The 15,501-nt window shown below is 54.1% G+C and carries 13 protein-coding genes; 12 read left to right on the top strand and 1 reads right to left on the bottom strand.

Going from position 1 to position 15,501, the window contains the following annotated elements:
- Positions 1-44: 44 nt before the first annotated feature.
- The 12 genes from FH603_RS03375 (at position 45) to FH603_RS03430 (ending at position 8,992) form a co-directional block, all read left to right on the top strand.
- Positions 45-611 carry an anthranilate synthase component II gene (locus FH603_RS03375; protein WP_186736046.1) on the top strand — a complete coding sequence of 189 codons (567 nt, stop codon included), beginning with the start codon at positions 45-47 and terminating at the stop codon, positions 609-611.
- Between the two features lie 49 nt (positions 612-660).
- Positions 661-1,647, top strand: coding sequence for an anthranilate phosphoribosyltransferase (gene trpD, locus FH603_RS03380; protein ID WP_186736047.1), 987 nt, complete (start codon positions 661-663; stop codon positions 1,645-1,647).
- 93 nt (positions 1,648-1,740) lie between these two features.
- Entirely contained in the window at positions 1,741-2,547 is an 807-nt protein-coding gene (gene trpC, locus FH603_RS03385; RefSeq protein WP_186736048.1) for an indole-3-glycerol phosphate synthase TrpC, read from the top strand.
- Between the two features lie 11 nt (positions 2,548-2,558).
- Positions 2,559-3,203 (top strand): phosphoribosylanthranilate isomerase, encoded by a 645-nt coding sequence (locus FH603_RS03390; protein WP_186736049.1) that lies wholly within the window; start codon positions 2,559-2,561, stop codon positions 3,201-3,203.
- A gap of 56 nt (positions 3,204-3,259) precedes the next feature.
- The gene (locus FH603_RS03395; protein ID WP_186736050.1) at positions 3,260-3,478 is read left to right on the top strand and encodes a hypothetical protein; all 219 of its coding nucleotides are present in this window, start codon (positions 3,260-3,262) and stop codon (positions 3,476-3,478) included.
- Positions 3,475-3,867 (top strand): PIN domain-containing protein, encoded by a 393-nt coding sequence (locus FH603_RS03400; RefSeq protein WP_186736051.1) that lies wholly within the window; start codon positions 3,475-3,477, stop codon positions 3,865-3,867. The genes FH603_RS03395 and FH603_RS03400 overlap by 4 nt, the downstream gene beginning before the upstream one ends.
- Positions 3,868-3,871: 4 nt before the next feature.
- Positions 3,872-5,071 (top strand): tryptophan synthase subunit beta, encoded by a 1,200-nt coding sequence (gene trpB / locus FH603_RS03405; RefSeq protein WP_186736052.1) that lies wholly within the window; start codon positions 3,872-3,874, stop codon positions 5,069-5,071.
- Between the two features lie 30 nt (positions 5,072-5,101).
- Positions 5,102-5,941 carry a tryptophan synthase subunit alpha gene (gene trpA / locus FH603_RS03410; RefSeq protein ID WP_186736053.1) on the top strand — a complete coding sequence of 280 codons (840 nt, stop codon included), beginning with the start codon at positions 5,102-5,104 and terminating at the stop codon, positions 5,939-5,941.
- Positions 5,942-6,042: 101 nt separating this feature from the next.
- The gene (hisIE, locus tag FH603_RS03415; RefSeq protein WP_186736054.1) at positions 6,043-6,663 is read left to right on the top strand and encodes a bifunctional phosphoribosyl-AMP cyclohydrolase/phosphoribosyl-ATP diphosphatase HisIE; all 621 of its coding nucleotides are present in this window, start codon (positions 6,043-6,045) and stop codon (positions 6,661-6,663) included.
- 74 nt (positions 6,664-6,737) lie between these two features.
- Positions 6,738-7,073, top strand: a complete 336-nt coding sequence (locus tag FH603_RS03420) for a phage holin family protein (protein ID WP_186736055.1) — start codon at positions 6,738-6,740, stop codon at positions 7,071-7,073.
- A gap of 160 nt (positions 7,074-7,233) precedes the next feature.
- A complete protein-coding gene (locus tag FH603_RS03425) occupies positions 7,234-8,595 on the top strand; it encodes a flavin monoamine oxidase family protein (protein ID WP_186736056.1) in 1,362 nt (453 codons plus the stop codon).
- Positions 8,588-8,992, top strand: coding sequence for a RidA family protein (locus tag FH603_RS03430; RefSeq protein ID WP_244967985.1), 405 nt, complete (start codon positions 8,588-8,590; stop codon positions 8,990-8,992). Before FH603_RS03425 ends, FH603_RS03430 begins: the two co-directional genes overlap by 8 nt.
- Positions 8,993-8,999: 7 nt before the next feature.
- Here FH603_RS03430 and FH603_RS03435 read toward each other — a convergent pair whose 3' ends face one another.
- Positions 9,000-15,431, bottom strand: a complete 6,432-nt coding sequence (locus FH603_RS03435; protein WP_186736057.1) for an alpha-2-macroglobulin family protein — start codon at positions 15,429-15,431, stop codon at positions 9,000-9,002.
- Between the last annotated feature and the right edge of the window lie 70 nt (positions 15,432-15,501).

Genomic DNA, 15,501 nt, shown 5'->3' on the forward strand with positions numbered 1-15,501 from the left:
CATCCCTTCTCCCTTTCCTCCCTCCTCCACCTCCTCCCCCTTTTATGAAACTTCTCGTTTTAGACAATTACGATTCGTTCACCTACAACCTCGTCTATATTTTGCGGGAGTTGGGCTATCGGCCGGATGTGATCCGGAATAACAAAATTGAGCTGGAAGACGTCGCGCAGTATGACAAGATCATGCTTTCGCCCGGTCCCGGTATCCCCTCCGAAGCCGGAATCATGCAGTCGCTGGTGGCTGAGTACGGCCCTACCAAGAGTATTCTGGGTATTTGCCTCGGTCATCAGGGCATTGGCGAAGTATATGGTGCCAGGCTCGAAAACCTCGGCGATGTGCTACACGGGGTTGCCCACCGGACCACCGTTACGGACCCGTCTGAACGGCTTTTCGCCAATATCCCCGACGAGCTGACCGTTGGGCGTTACCATTCCTGGACGGTTATGCCCGATTCAATGCCCGCCGAGCTACGCACTACCGCCGTCGACGAGCAGGGCCGCGTGATGGCCCTCGCCCATACGAGGTTCGACGTGCGGGGCCTTCAATTTCACCCCGAGTCGGTACTGACCGAAAACGGGGTAAAAATGATCGAGAACTGGCTGTCGATTTAGTTTTCTGTAGAGACGCGACCCTTCGCGTCTCTACCAATAAAAACACCTCATGAAAGCAATCCTTAATCACTTGTTCGAATACAAAACCTTGTCTAAAGAACAGGCCAGGCAAACCCTGATCGGCATTGGACAGGGTGCTTACAACGCATCGCAGGTTGCGTCGTTTCTGACCGTGTACATGATGCGGAGTTTACGCGTCGAAGAGCTACAGGGCTTCCGCGACGCTATGCTCGAACTCTGCCTGCCCGTCGACCTGGATGCCTACGACCCGATGGACCTTTGCGGCACCGGGGGCGATGGTAAAGACACCTTCAACATCTCGACCCTATCGTCCTTTGTGGTCGCCGGGGCGGGGCAGCGAGTGGCCAAACACGGCAACCATGGCGTTTCGTCGCTGGTTGGATCTTCTACGGTGATGGAGCATCTGGGTTATCGGTTCACGAACGACGTGGGCGAGTTACAGCGCAAGATGGAAACGGCGGGTATCTGCTTTTTACACGCTCCTTTGTTTCACCCCGCGATGAAGAACATTGGGCCAATTCGGAAGGAGCTGGGTGTGAAAACGTTTTTCAATGTGCTCGGCCCGATGGTGAATCCCGCACGTCCTCAAAAACAGCTTGTTGGCGTATTCAACCTTGAATTGGCTCGATTATATGCGTACCTTTATCAGCAGACAGACAAGCAGTTTATGATCCTGCATGCGCTCGATGGGTACGATGAAATTTCATTAACAGGGGCTTTCAAGGTCATCAGTAACCACACGGAGTTACTTTTGGAACCAAAGGACTTGGGAATGACTAGGTTGAGTCCCGAATCGCTGGCAGGTGGACAGACGCTGGACGAGTCAGCACAGATATTCATGAATGTGCTGAACAACCAGGCAACGACCGCTCAAACGCAGGCCGTGCTGGCGAACTCGGCGATGGCGTTACTGGCTGCGGGCAAAACCAGCGACCGGGACGATGCGGTGTCGATGGCGCGTGAATCGCTGGAAAGCGGACGAGCGCTGAACTGTTTTAAGACGTTGCTGAAGTAAGAACGTGCCACTGGCCGTTCGGCCAGCTGGCAACTGGCTTTATATTGACAATTAGCCTCAGGGCTCGGCGGACCGTAGTCCGTGATACATATTATGACCATTCTGGACCAGATAGTTGCCCAAAAACGAATTGAAGTCGCCGAGCGAATGGCGGCCACCCCGATATCGGCGCTTGAACTGATGCCTGACTTTAAGCGAATGCCTCTGTCAGCGCGTGACGCGGTTCAGAGTTTTCGTTCGACGGGTATCATTGCCGAGTTCAAGCGTAAATCCCCATCCAAAGGTATCATCAATGACCAGGCCGACGTAGCGACTACTACCCTGGGCTACGTAAAAGCGGGCGCAGCTGTGTTGTCGGTGCTGACCGATGAGCCGTTTTTCGGCGGTACGCTGGCCGATTTGCAGGCGGCTCGCCTGGCTAACCCTGAGACGCCCATTCTGCGGAAAGATTTCATCATCGATGATTACCAGATTCTGGAAGCCAAAGCGTGGGGAGCGGATCTGGTGTTGCTCATTGCCGCCTGCCTGACGCCCCAGCAGGTAATCGACCTCAGCGAACTGGCGCACAATGTGGGGATGCAGGTGTTGCTCGAAGTCCACGACGAGGACGAACTCGACCGCACACTGACGCATACGGTCGATCTGGTGGGTGTCAACAACCGAAATCTTAAAACATTTGTTACATCGATTGATACGTCCATGCGACTGGTGGAGCGCATTCCCGATACGTTCGCCAAGATCACCGAAAGTGGTCTGCACGACGCCCAAACCATGCGGGCGCTGTTCCAAGCGGGTTTCGATGGATTCCTCATCGGCGAAGCATTCATGAAAACACCTGACCCGGCAGCTGCTTTGGCGGACATAGTCGCTCAGTTTAACTCGACAACCATACCTATCTAACTCGTACAATTATGAAAATCAAAGTGTGCGGTCTGCGCGATGCTGACAACCTGAAAGAGATTGCCGCCCTTGATCCCGACTTTATTGGGTTCATTTTCTACGATCAGTCGCCCCGCTACGTGGGTGATGAGTTGGATGAGGAGGTCGTTAAAGCGTTGCCCCGTTCGATCCGGAAAGTGGGCGTGTTCGTGAATGCCAGCCCGGAGTTCATTTTGCGTACCGTGAAGAAATACGACTTTCAGTACGTTCAGCTCCACGGCAACGAAACCCCCGATTTTTGCCGGAGCTTACGCAACCGGGGCATCAACCTCATCAAGGCGTTCCGGGTCGATGCGACGTTCAACTTCTCGATGCTGAACAACTACAAAGCCCAGTGCGACTTTTTCCTGTTCGACGCCAAAGGCGACCAGCCCGGCGGTAACGGCCATACGTTCGACTGGAGCATTCTAAGCCGCTACGACAATGAAAAACCCTTTTTCATCAGCGGAGGAATTGGCCTCGACAACCTCGACCAACTGGCAGCCCTCAAAGGCATGAAACTGTACGGCGTCGACGTGAACAGCCAGGTAGAAACGGCCCCCGGCGTTAAAGACGTTGCCAAGGTGAAGGAGCTGATCGCCCGCCTGCGGCCTGTGGAGGAAGAGGAAACGGCTTAGCGAGAAGAGGCACTCTCTTTAGCTCGACTGTGTTCAAGTAACTAATAACGCATCTTATGGAGCAGATGAATGTATTGACCGACAATATCCCCCCCATGAAAAAGGGGCAACTCAACATTTACAAGCCAAGTGACATAAAGCGTTGGGGTACTGAGCGTTTTCTGGAAACGACGGCGGCTAAAGAACCTTTCATACTCCAGTTTCCGGAATTCTCGGAAGTAGAGAATCAGCGGATGGATGACTTGATGGCTGAAGGAGATCAGGGCGCTGTATGATTTATGATACGAACCTTTTGATCAATCACATACGAAAAGGCAGTCTACCAACTGTTCAAACTATTATTCCGATAGTAGTAGGTGGTGAACTTGAAGCGTTTTCATTAAAGGCCGATTGGGGCGCTCAGAAAATTAACTTCATGCGTTACCTCATTGATCGTTATCCAATAGCTGATATTGAATCTACTATTATTCCTGATTACGCGCAGATTGACGCGTTTAGTCAAGGCAAACTACAAACAGCACCGCTAAAATCTTCAGCCCGGAATATGGGTAAAAATGATATCTGGATAGCAGCCCTCGCGTTATACTTAGACCTGGAACTGCATACGACCGATAATGATTTTGACCATTTACCAGCTCTGGGCTTACGTTTAGTAAAGCATTAATCTTATGCAAGCCACAATCGAACCAACCACCTCTTTTGAGGTATCAGATAAAGGATTTTACGGCCATTTCGGCGGAGCATTCATTCCCGAAATGCTCTATCCTAACGTAGAAGAACTTCGGCAGAGCTACCTCAATATTATTGCCGATCCGTCGTTTCAGGCCGAGTTCTGGCAGTTGCTGGAAGATTACGTTGGTCGGCCAACGCCGTTGTTCCTGGCGAAGCGGCTCTCCGAAACGATTGGTGCGACCATCTACCTCAAACGCGAGGACCTCTGCCATACCGGTGCGCATAAGATCAATAACACCATTGGTCAGATCCTGGTTGCGCAGCGGCTGGGCAAGAAACGTATCGTCGCCGAAACGGGTGCCGGGCAGCACGGCGTGGCAACGGCAACCGTTTGTGCGCTGATGGGCCTCGAATGCATCGTGTACATGGGCAGCATCGATATGAAGCGGCAGCAGCCCAACGTAGACCGCATGCGGATGCTGGGAGCCAAAGTCGTTCCGGCTACGTCGGGTAGCCAGACGCTCAAAGATGCGACCAACGAGGCCATGCGCCACTGGATCAACAACCCCGTAGATACGCACTATATCATCGGCTCGGTGGTGGGACCCCACCCGTATCCCGACATGGTGGCGCGGTTTCAGTCGGTTATTTCAGAAGAGATCAAGAAACAGCTGTTCGCCAAAACGGGCAGCGAAAACCCGGATTACGTGGTTGCCTGCGTAGGCGGGGGCAGTAACGCAGCCGGTGCTTTTTTCCACTACCTGCACGAACCATCCGTTCGGCTGGTAGCCGTTGAAGCGGCCGGCCATGGTGTGGCATCGGGCCATTCGGCGGCAACGACCGTCCTTGGCAAACCGGGTGTGCTACATGGTAGCCGGACCATCCTGATGCAAACCGAAGACGGTCAGGTAACAGAGCCGTATTCGATCTCGGCCGGGCTCGATTATCCGGGTATTGGTCCCCTGCATGCACACCTGTTCGAATCGGGCCGTGGCGACTTTTACGCCATCACCGACGAAGATGCCATTGCTGCCGGTTTCCAGCTCAGCCAGCTCGAAGGCATCATTCCCGCCATCGAAACGGCGCACGCCCTGGCCGCACTGCCGCACATGAACCTCAAATCCGACGATGTGGTCGTCGTTTGTTTGTCGGGTCGTGGCGATAAGGATCTGAGTACCTATTCCCAGTATTTGTAAAGCCGGCCGAGACGGTCAGCGGTGACGATCATGATAGAGCAACCCGTAATAGACATACCGACCGAAACGCACGGTACAACGTCAAATCGCATCAAAAGCCTCTTCGCGCGTAAAAGCGAACGGCTTCTCAATATTTATTTTACCGCCGGATTTCCGCATCTGGACGATACTGTAGCGATCCTGCGTGGTCTGCAACAGGCGGGGGTGGATCTGGTCGAGATTGGCATGCCCTATTCGGACCCCGTTGCCGACGGCGAAACGATTCAGAAGAGCAACGGCCGGGCGCTGGACAACGGCATGTCCCTCAAAAAGCTGTTCGACCAGTTAGCGGCTTGCCGTACCGATTCTACAGGCGAGCCAATCACAGTACCGATCCTGCTGATGGGGTACATCAACCCGGTTCTGCAGTATGGTGTCGAGAATTTTTGCCGGATGTGCCGCGAGGTGGGCGTCGACGGGGTTATTCTACCCGACCTGCCGCTCGATCTGTTCCTGGACGAATATGCATCGACGTTCCGTGAATACGGCATTCTGAACGTTAACCTGATTACCCCGCAAACAACAGACGAGCGCATCCGGCTTATCGACCAGGAGTCAGAGGGATTCATTTACATGGTATCGTCGGCCAGCATTACCGGGTCTGTTACGGGCATCAGCGATCCCATGCGGGCCTATTTCGAACGCATTCAGGCCATGAACCTGCGTAACCCCCGGTTGATCGGGTTCGGCATCAACAACCACGAAACCTTCGATTCGGCCTGCGCCAACGCCAACGGTGCCATTGTCGGTAGTGCCTTCATCCGGCATCTGGACGATCACGGCACGTCGCCGGAGAGCATCCAGGCCTTTGTGGAAACCATTCGGGCGTAAGTCTACTCTTTACTCGATAATCGGAAGGAAGTGCGCTATAGGCTGTACGTTGACGTAGAGCATATGGCGCACTTCCGACTATTGGGCTGTACCTTTACCGCATGAATTCCGAGATCAATTTCGATAAATCACCCGACGGTCTGATCCCGGCCGTTATTCAGGACGCCCAAACGGGGAAAGTCCTGATGCTGGGCTACATGAACCGCGAGGCTTACGATAAAACCGCAGCCGACAACATTGTCACATTTTTCAGCCGGAGCAAACAACGGCTCTGGACAAAGGGCGAAACCTCCGGTAACTTCCTGCACGTACACGAGATTCGGGTCGACTGCGACGGCGATACGCTGCTCATTAAAGCCAATCCCGACGGACCAACCTGCCACACCGGTGCCGACACCTGCTTCAATGAAGTAAATCGGGGAAAAGCTTATCCAGGCCGGGCCCTGTTTCTGAACCATTTGCAGGGTATTATTCACGATCGGAAGGTGAACCCAAACGAGACATCCTATACGGCTTCGCTGTTCAAAATGGGCGTCAATAAGATCGCCCAGAAAGTAGGAGAGGAGGCTGTTGAGCTCGTGATCGAAGCGAAAGACGATAACGACGACCTGTTTCGGGGCGAAGCCGCCGATCTGTTGTTTCACTACCTGGTCCTGCTCGAATACAAAAATATCGACTTGGATGAGATTGTTACGGTCCTCGAAAGCCGTCACGCGAAGTAAGCCCATTTGAACAAAGCCGATTGTGTGTTGTTGGTGTCTCTGAAGTTTAACTGTTCACCAAACAAACATTACTCATGGGTCTAATTATTCGCATTCTTATCAGTGCGGTGGCCGTTTATGTCGCCAGCCTGTTCATTCCGGGCATTTCTGTTACGGGTGGCGTCAGCACATACCTCGTTGTAGCCATTGTACTGGGTTTGTTAAATGCCTTCATAAAGCCAATTCTGACCATTCTTACAATTCCAATCACGATTATTACACTGGGACTTTTCCTCATCGTGATCAACGTTCTGATGGTGTATCTGGCGGCTTATCTGGTACCCGGCTTTAGCGTAAGTGGTATCATTGCCGCCTTACTGTTCAGTATAGTCGTCTCCATCGTGACGTCCCTGATCGACGCTGTCGTTTAATTAATACGTTTAAACCGAAACCCTGCCAGTGGTCGCAGACCCTGGTAGTGGTTGAGTGAGCTCTGTTACTAGCTCCTGTTACTCAACCACTACCAGGGTCTGCGACCACTGGCAGGGTTTCGCTTTTTTCCGTAGGTTGCCGTTCTATTCGTAAGCGTTTATGGACGAACCTATTACTACTTATGATGTCATCGTTGTAGGCGCTGGGTACGCAGGCCTGACGGCCACCCAGGATTTGCTTAAAGCTGGCAAAAGGGTGCTATTGCTCGAAGCCCGGGACCGTGTTGGTGGCCGCGTTCATACGCAGCAATTCGATGACGGTTCTTATGTAGATCTTGGCGGGGCCTGGGTAGGACCGTCGCAGGACCGTATCTATGCACTGGCGCGGGCCTATGGCGTCGAAACCTTCAAGACCTTCGATACGGGCAAGAGCACTCAATTTTTCCGGGGTCAGGTGAAACGCTACAAAGGCCTTATTCCTCCACTTCCCGTTGGTGCGCTGATCAGCCTGGATAGAGCCATCAAGAAAATGAACCGGATGGCCAAAGCCGTTGATCTGGCAGCACCCTGGAATACGCCCAACGCCCGGCAACTTGACTCCATGACGCTGGCAACCTGGATGGAGAAGCAGATGCATTTCTCCGTCGCCCGTCAGTTTTTCAAGGTAGCTGCCGAAGCGATCTGGGCCGCTGACCCAGCCGAAATTTCACTCCTCCACGCCCTGTTCTACGTAAAGTCGGGTCGTAATCTGGATACGTTGATGAACGTAAAAGACGGTGCGCAGGAAGAACGTTTTGTTGGGGGTGCTCAAACCGTCGCCAATCGAATGGTGGCTACATTTCCTGAACAAATCGTTTATAACACCCCCGTCAGAGCCATTTTACAAACCGATGAGCAGGTTCAGGTCGTAACCGAACACGTGACCTATAAGGCCCGGTATGTCATTGTAACGGTTCCACCAGCGTTACAAAGCCGGATCGATTTCCAGCCGCTCTTGCCTGCCCAACGCGCTCAACTCATTCAGCGGCTACCCATGGGCGCGGTCTGGAAATGTTACGCGATCTATGATAAGCCGTTCTGGCGCGATCAGGGCCTGAACGGACTGGCCGCTACGCCCGATGGCCCCATCACGGTTACTTTTGACAATTCGCCCAGGGATGGTAGCCAAGGCGTCTTGATGGGATTTGTACTGGGTAATCAGGCACAAGCGTTTTCTATCCTGTCGGACGAAGACCGAAAACGAGCAGCGCTGAACGCGTTCGCCACGTTTTTCGGACCGGCAGCGCGCCAGCCCGTCCGCTACCTGGATCACTCGTTCATGAACGAAGAATGGTCGCGCGGGTGCTATGCCGGTGTGCCGGGACCGGGCTTATGGACTACCCTGGGTCCCGTTCTGCGCCAACCCGTGGGCCGTATTCACTGGGCTGGTACCGAAACCTCCGACGTATGGAATGGTTATATCGACGGTGCCGTTCGCTCCGGTGAACGGGTAGCCAAAGAGGTAATCATTAGTGATGAGTGAATTCTTATTTATCTGGTTCCAAATGACCTTTATCGAAACCCCGAACGCCCCGGTACCCGGCGGCCATTATTCACAGGCCGTTGTTCATAACGGTCTGGTTTATTTATCCGGTATCCTGCCCATTACACCTGCTGGCGAAAAACTGAACGACGCTACCGTTGTCCAGCAAACGGAACAGATACTTGCCAATCTTGACGCTATCTTAGACGAGGCTGGTAGCCAGCGCGATAAAGTACTAAAAGTCAGCATTTTCATCGCCGACATCACGGCCTGGAGTGCCGTCAATCAGGTATATGCCCAGTTCTTCGGCGATCATCGTCCGGCTCGGTCGGTTGTGCCCTGCTCGACGCTCCATTACGGGTTTGGCATAGAACTGGAAGCCGTCGCGGCTGTATGACATAACCTTATTGTTTCACCCTGACCCGCTCACCGGCAGAATGTGCGGAGAACTCCGGCGCATAAAAGCACTGGACCGTAGCAACGCCCGCCGAGAAATCACCCGTCTGGGCCACACGCAGGTCGTATTCGAACACGTGCGTACCAACCGGCAGGTAGCTCAGAAAGAAATCAGTGCTGGCATCGCGGGGGGACTCATAATAACCAAGGCCATTCTGGTATTTGTAGCCCGACAAAGCCGCTACGGGTTCAAAACCCGATGCCCGCCCGTCTTTCAGGTGCACATATTCCATTGCGCGGTCTGTTTTCAGAATAAGCCGCACTTTGATCAGGTCGCCCGGTTTGATCGACGACTGAGATGCGACGGTCGACAGGAGGGGGCCACCGGGTGAGTCGCGCTGGATGTAGAGCGTTTTCTGAACCGATAAACCCGCGCTACCCGGCATCACCTGATCGAGCGGTTCGAAATGCTGCCAGTACAACGCACCCCAGGCCGGGCCATCGCCAATTTTTGTAACTTGAATGACCCCCATCTCCGGTTTGATTTCGCTGGCGGCATACGTCACTTTCCGGTAACCCGTACCAGCCTCTGATGAAGTCACACGGCTTTCGATGGGCTGTCCGCCCAGGCTAACCTGCGTGTTCGTACCCGTACCAAGCCAGTCGCTACCCCGTAACAGCAGTGCATAAACGGCCTCCGTTGTGGCCTTGGTCGATGACCACGCCTGCGTTTGTTTCTGCCGCAGGAGCCAGCGTTTCATATTATCGGCTGTGGCCCGGTCCTGTTTTATTTCGTCGAACGCTTCGATCAGGTACGCCTGTGTTTCAATGGGCGTTTGATACCAGTTCAGCCCGCTCGTGTTATCGGGCCAGTACAAGCCCATCTCCCCGGACTCCCGCGACCGCTCCAACAGGGACCGCAGAATACCTTCGGCCGTTTTTGTGTCGCCAAATCGATGCAGCGCCATGGCTGCCAGGGCCTGACCTTGCAGACTCTGGGTAAGCCACTCAGCCCCAACGCGTTGTTTCAGATACGCCAGCACCGCTTTATCGATAGGTTTATCGAGATAGAAACTGCGGGCGTAGAGGTACTGCGTGGCCGAGAAATACCAGGCACTGGTCAACTTGCTTTTCGTTTTTCCATCGACCTTTTGCTGCTCGCTGACCCAGCGTTTGATTTCGACATCGGCATACTGTAGGGCACTGGCCTGCATCTGGGCTAACGCTGGCTGGACGGCCACAGGAAACGTAACCCCTAACTTCGTCAGATGGCCCAATCCACTCAGTATGTGCAGGGTCATGGGCAAATCAGGCTCCATGCCGCCAAACCATTGAAAGCCGCCCGTTGCTGTTTGCAGCTGCTTAAGTTTATCAACTGTCTGTAGCTGTTCCTGTTCCATACGATTCGCATCCAGCAACTGGCCCAGTTTAGCCTGCCGATCTGCTTCGGAGCGGGCGTCGGCCAGCCAGGGCGAATTCTCCAGCGTAACGGCTTTCAACTCCCCGTTCGATTGCAACGGGCTTTTTGGCGGCACTTTCTGCCATTCCCCGATTAGCTGCCTGAAAGCCGGCTTGCTGGCTACGATGTGAGCGGCCAGACTATTGGCATACAACCGGCTAAATAACTGCTCGGCACATTCATACCGGTACTCCATCAGGTAGGGCAACGATTGCAGCGCATACCAGCTCGGGTTGCTGGTTACCTCCACCGTTAAGCGCTCGTGTTGTACGGGCAATTCAGGAGATAGCTTCGCGAGTGGATCGAGCGTGAAGGCCCTTGTCTCGGAACCATTGACCCAGAATGGTTTCGTGTCGGTTACGAGCATCCGGTTGGGTAAGACGGGCAGTGTGAACTCCTCGCCATCCGTGAACAGGCCTGACTCGGCGGTCAGTCGGCAGGTTACGGTTTCGAGTCCCGAGGGAATAACCAGTGTCCATCCTACCGCCTGTCCGCCACCCGGCGGGATGGACAGTGCGCCCTGACTGTTGAGCACCTTGATTTTCTGACCGAGGGGCTCACCAGTCAGGGCATCGGTCAGCTGAAGGGCAGCCGTGCCGTTGAGTTGTTTTCCGGTCAGGTTGTTGACACGGGCAGTTAGCCGGATGGTGTCGCCTTCGCGCAGGAAACGCGGAGCGTTGGCCGTAATCATCAGCTCTTTCTGGGTAATAATTTCCCGCTCCAGGGTACCCGTTTTCAGGTCTTTCGTATGGGCGAACGCCAGCAAACGCCACCGCGTGAGAGCTTCCGGCATCGTGAATGTCAGCACCACCCGTCCCTGTTTATCCGTCCGGGCCTGCGGCATGAAGAAAGCCGTTTCGTTGAAATTCCGGCGCGGATCGATTAATGGGGCGGCTGGAGCTATCTGTTCCGCAGCTACTGCTCCCCTCAATTCAACAACAGAACCTCCGTCCTGCATTGCTTCGGCCGCACCACCACCACGGCGCTCCTGGGTAGCTACCGCTCCTGTCATCGCTTGCTTTGCCCGGGCTCCGTAGCCGACGACAACCACCTCATTTAAGGCCTGTGCATCGGGCGGCAAGTTGAATGTAAGGGGCTTCTGCTTTATTTTCCGTTCACTCGTTACGTAGCCGGGTGTCGAAAAAGTCAGGCTAACTTCCTCTTTCTGTGAGCTAGCCACCAGCGAGAACTCACCTTTTTCGTTTGTCGCAGTGCCTTCACTGCTTCCTTTCATGAACACCGTTACCCCGGCTACGGCATCGCCACTTTTATAGGTCAGCCTACCCCGGATTACCTTCCCGATCCGACGTACGGTTACCCGTATCGCGTTATCCAGTACGCCAGGTTCACCAGTAAACATGTAGGTAAATGGGCGGCCCCCAAATGGCGAGAATCGATACCCCATCCAACCCAGTTGATCATAGCGCCGTACGGGCACAGGTAGCTCCGGATGATACCGATAGAAAACGGCATTACTCGAACCGGTAGCAAAACTACTGGACTGCCAGCCGTAGAAAGTGGATGTGTAGGGCAGATAAACGGTTGTCGGCCAATCGAGCCGACCGAAAACGTCCAGCGACGCATCGTAAAGCGTAGCCACCATTTCGGCTGGGGTCTTGTTCAGGCCGTCAATCGTTAGCGTCCATGTTTCCCGTTCTCCGGGCTTGAGCTTGTTGCGGAATGTCTGCGTCTTTATCGTCAGTTGCTTGTTGGTGAAGGGCACCGTAACAAGCTGCGTTTTCTGATATAGCCGGCCATTTTGTACCATCGTAAAATGGACCGCAAAACCACCCCGCTGCGTTTCGGCAACAGGCAGGGTCACGCGCCGGGGCCGGCCATCGGTTTTCAGCCATTCCTGCCGAACGATCTGCTGTTTTTCCTCCACCGCCATCAGAACCCAACCAGGCTGAGCCGTTCCAACCCAGAAAACAGCCTCCTCGCCCGGTTCGGCGGTGGCTTTGCGAACCTGCACCCAATCATCTGCACGGGCGGATGCCACGGGTTGTTTATCGTTTACGACGGTAAAGAACGCCCGCTCTTTTATCGACTCGCCCGCAGAGTCGGCAACCGTCAGTTCGGCCACATACTCACCGGGAGTGTAGCGGTTGGGTGCTGGCTTGATGAGTGAATCAGCCGGAGCGGTGATGGCTTGCTGCTGAACAAGTTCGCCTTTAGGCCAGGATTTTGGGTCGTTCTCGGTCGCGAAGAGGTCGTTCGGAAACAGCTTCTCAAACTCCGCCCGGCTTAGCAACTGCCGGTCGGGGCGACTCCACAGCCGGGCCCGCAGCAGTCGGGTCGGTGGTTGTAGCCGATAGATAGCCAGCTCCCCCTTTGCCGGCACTTTCTCGCCCAGCTGATTGGTAATCGTCACCGGAAAAGCCGCCGGTTTATCCTGGTCGATCTGCGCCGGAATAGCCAAACTGACTTGCAGAGCTGCATAGCCAATCTGAATTGTTTGGGTTACGCTTCGGGTTTCGCCCGCCCGGTCGGTAACGTCTATCGTAATGTCGAAGTCAAAGACCGGGTTATCCTGGCGTGATTTCTCCAGATCCGGTGTAGCCGTAAATTTAACAGTGATGTTTCCACTGGCATCCGTTTGGGCGATTCCATTGGCAATTTCTGCCTGACTCATGTTAGGATAACCGCCCCGCCGGCTCGTATACCACCAGTCCCAGCGGGGGCGGAGTTTACGGGTGACCCGGTAACGCACCGCAGCATCATCGACAACGGCTCCCGAAAATGTTTTTGCCGAAGCCAGTACGGTAACGACCTGGCCCAGTTTCACTGATTTTTTTATCGGCTTCGTTGTTACCTCAAATGTCGGGCGTTTATATTCTTCTACCCGGATGGTAGCGCTGCCATAACTCGTTTGCAGCGTCATCATACCCGTGAGCCGCCCAACCGGAGCCGTAAACGTGGCAGTAAACGTACCAAATTCGTTGGTTTTTAGCGTCTGCCGGGCTACCTGCTCACCGTTCTGGTCGAGCAATTCAACCGATACGTCCTGACCAGGTACACTGATATACTGATCATCTTTACCCGCATACAGCAGTCCCTTAACATAAATTAACTGGCCTGGCCTGTAAATGGCCCGGTCGGTGAACAGGCGACTGTAGGTAGGCGTCGTCTCTTCCTGCCGGTTGTCGCCATAATTGAACTGATATTGCTGGCTGGAAAGCAGCGTGTCGCTACCGGTCGTAATTACATACCGAAACCCGGTTTCGCGGGGAAGTAAACCAATCGGTATATCAACCCGGCCGTTGGCATCAGTCAGTAAGGTCTCTTGTTTGGTTGCAGGCAACGCCGGTTTCAGGCTGATCAGTGTCACCTCTGCATTTTTTACCGGCTCACCCGTTTGTCGGTTAGTGACATAAATGATTTCATTTACCATACGCTGTGCGGGTGGCATCTGAACGTAGCCCAAAGCAGACACCGTGAACGTTGCATACTGAACCGACTCGGTTATTTCCCGAAACGTATCATCCTGCGTAGTTAGCATCACATATTGGCCTATGGGTAGCCCGGAAAGCGGCACCTCGACCGAATGGCGGTTCAGGTCACCATCGTCGGGCAGGCTTACGGTATTTTCGAGGGCGATGGGGCGTTTCAGCAGGGCAGCAAAGCGCTTCCGACGCTGGTTTTCGTCGCCTTCGCCGTTTCGGTAGGCCTCCATGTCGGCGATACTTACCCTGACAAGCCGGTATTTAATCACCCTGGTGTTCTGGTAATTCACCAGCATCCGAAATGGCTGACCGGGCGCGTTTACCTGTTCAATTTCTATGGAATAGCTGACTTTCAGCAACCGGGCCAGCAATGACTCCGCCTGTTTCGCCGACAGCGTTCCGGGGAACCGTTTGATCAGATCCCGGCAGATAGCAGCCGCCTGCTTATAGTACCAACGGGCCGGATCGGGCTGACCCAAGCCAGGGTTATCATCCCCCTTGTCGAGTGGCCCACGGTTCTTATCCGAATTGGCCAGAAAATTAGCCAGTTCATACGCATATACTGCTTCGGCAGGTTGATTTTTGAAGGCTGCCATCTGCCCTTCGAGTACCTGCCGATAGAGAGAATCCCGGCCCGGCACTACGCTGTGGCGGTGAACAAATGCCAGTCGCTCAACGTCAGCGTCGGCCAGCGCGTCGGGGCGAGCATCGGCCAGATGGAAAGCCAGCAGTTGCTGAAAAAGTAGCAGTGCCTGATAACGGCCCGATACTGAATCCTGACTTTCAATCTTTAGTTTGGCAAAAATGTCAGGTCCGGTCAGGTATTCAGGCTGGTTGATGGAAAACGTAAAAACAGGCTTTAGCAGGTCGTACTCGGTGTTTTTAAAGAAATCGATAGCCCGATGAGCGAGCAAGTCATATAAAGTTGGACGGAGTGCACGCGCGTCGGCATCGCCGGTATTGAGCAGGACATCATAGTCGGTAACGGGCGTTTTCTGCAACAGGTCTTTGGCCTCAACGGAGGCCAGATAAGCCGTCGTCATGGCTCCCATGAGCCGATGGGCATCCCAGGTTGTAAAATCAGCCGTTGATTCGGCGGGTTTTGCCGGCGGGTTTGCGCCCGCTTTTCCTGTAGTGGCCCGGCCTATGATAGCCCTGTTGTAAAACTTGTACCGGTTTTGCTGAAAATACTCCCAGTATACAGTAGCCAGTACGGATTGTAGCACCGACCTGGCCGGTTCGGGTGTTTCAACGATGTCGGTTCGTAGGGAGCTGACCAGCTGTACGTAGACCTCCTCATCGGAGTACGTCCGGAAGATGGTTTTATACAGGGCCGCCTTCGCTACCTGTGGGTAGTTTCGGGCCACTTTGGCTTCTTTATAGATCCGATCAGCAATAGCCAGCGCTGACTTGGGCAGACCTTTGGCGGCCAGTGAGTCGGCCCGTTTCCAGTCGCGGGCATAGGCGGGTTGCGGGCGATTTTGTGCAGACACCGTCAGGGCTAAAAGCGTAATAAAAAGAGTGAGTAAGTAATTCATCCAGAATAGTGAACGTGTCTGTCGTTGGGATTGATGAATGTATACGCGTTTTTCCACAACGGTTGCTTGT

It is taken from the genome of Spirosoma utsteinense, from assembly GCF_014282275.1.
In the GTDB taxonomy this organism is placed as follows: Bacteria; Bacteroidota; Bacteroidia; order Cytophagales; family Spirosomataceae; genus Spirosoma; species Spirosoma utsteinense.

Excerpts from the sequence above, each read along its gene's own strand:
- FH603_RS03400 (WP_186736051.1), top strand. The coding sequence starts at position 3,475 with ATGATTTATGATACGAACCTTTTGATCAATCACATACGAAAAGGCAGT.
- trpC (WP_186736048.1), top strand. The coding sequence starts at position 1,741 with ATGACCATTCTGGACCAGATAGTTGCCCAAAAACGAATTGAAGTCGCC.
- trpA (WP_186736053.1), top strand. The coding sequence starts at position 5,102 with ATGATAGAGCAACCCGTAATAGACATACCGACCGAAACGCACGGTACA.
- hisIE (WP_186736054.1), top strand. The coding sequence starts at position 6,043 with ATGAATTCCGAGATCAATTTCGATAAATCACCCGACGGTCTGATCCCG.
- trpB (WP_186736052.1), top strand. The coding sequence starts at position 3,872 with ATGCAAGCCACAATCGAACCAACCACCTCTTTTGAGGTATCAGATAAA.
- FH603_RS03430 (WP_244967985.1), top strand. The coding sequence starts at position 8,588 with ATGAGTGAATTCTTATTTATCTGGTTCCAAATGACCTTTATCGAAACC.
- FH603_RS03390 (WP_186736049.1), top strand. The coding sequence starts at position 2,559 with ATGAAAATCAAAGTGTGCGGTCTGCGCGATGCTGACAACCTGAAAGAG.
- FH603_RS03420 (WP_186736055.1), top strand. The coding sequence starts at position 6,738 with ATGGGTCTAATTATTCGCATTCTTATCAGTGCGGTGGCCGTTTATGTC.
- FH603_RS03375 (WP_186736046.1), top strand. The coding sequence starts at position 45 with ATGAAACTTCTCGTTTTAGACAATTACGATTCGTTCACCTACAACCTC.
- FH603_RS03435 (WP_186736057.1), bottom strand. The coding sequence starts at position 15,431 with ATGAATTACTTACTCACTCTTTTTATTACGCTTTTAGCCCTGACGGTG.
- FH603_RS03395 (WP_186736050.1), top strand. The coding sequence starts at position 3,260 with ATGGAGCAGATGAATGTATTGACCGACAATATCCCCCCCATGAAAAAG.
- trpD (WP_186736047.1), top strand. The coding sequence starts at position 661 with ATGAAAGCAATCCTTAATCACTTGTTCGAATACAAAACCTTGTCTAAA.
- FH603_RS03425 (WP_186736056.1), top strand. The coding sequence starts at position 7,234 with ATGGACGAACCTATTACTACTTATGATGTCATCGTTGTAGGCGCTGGG.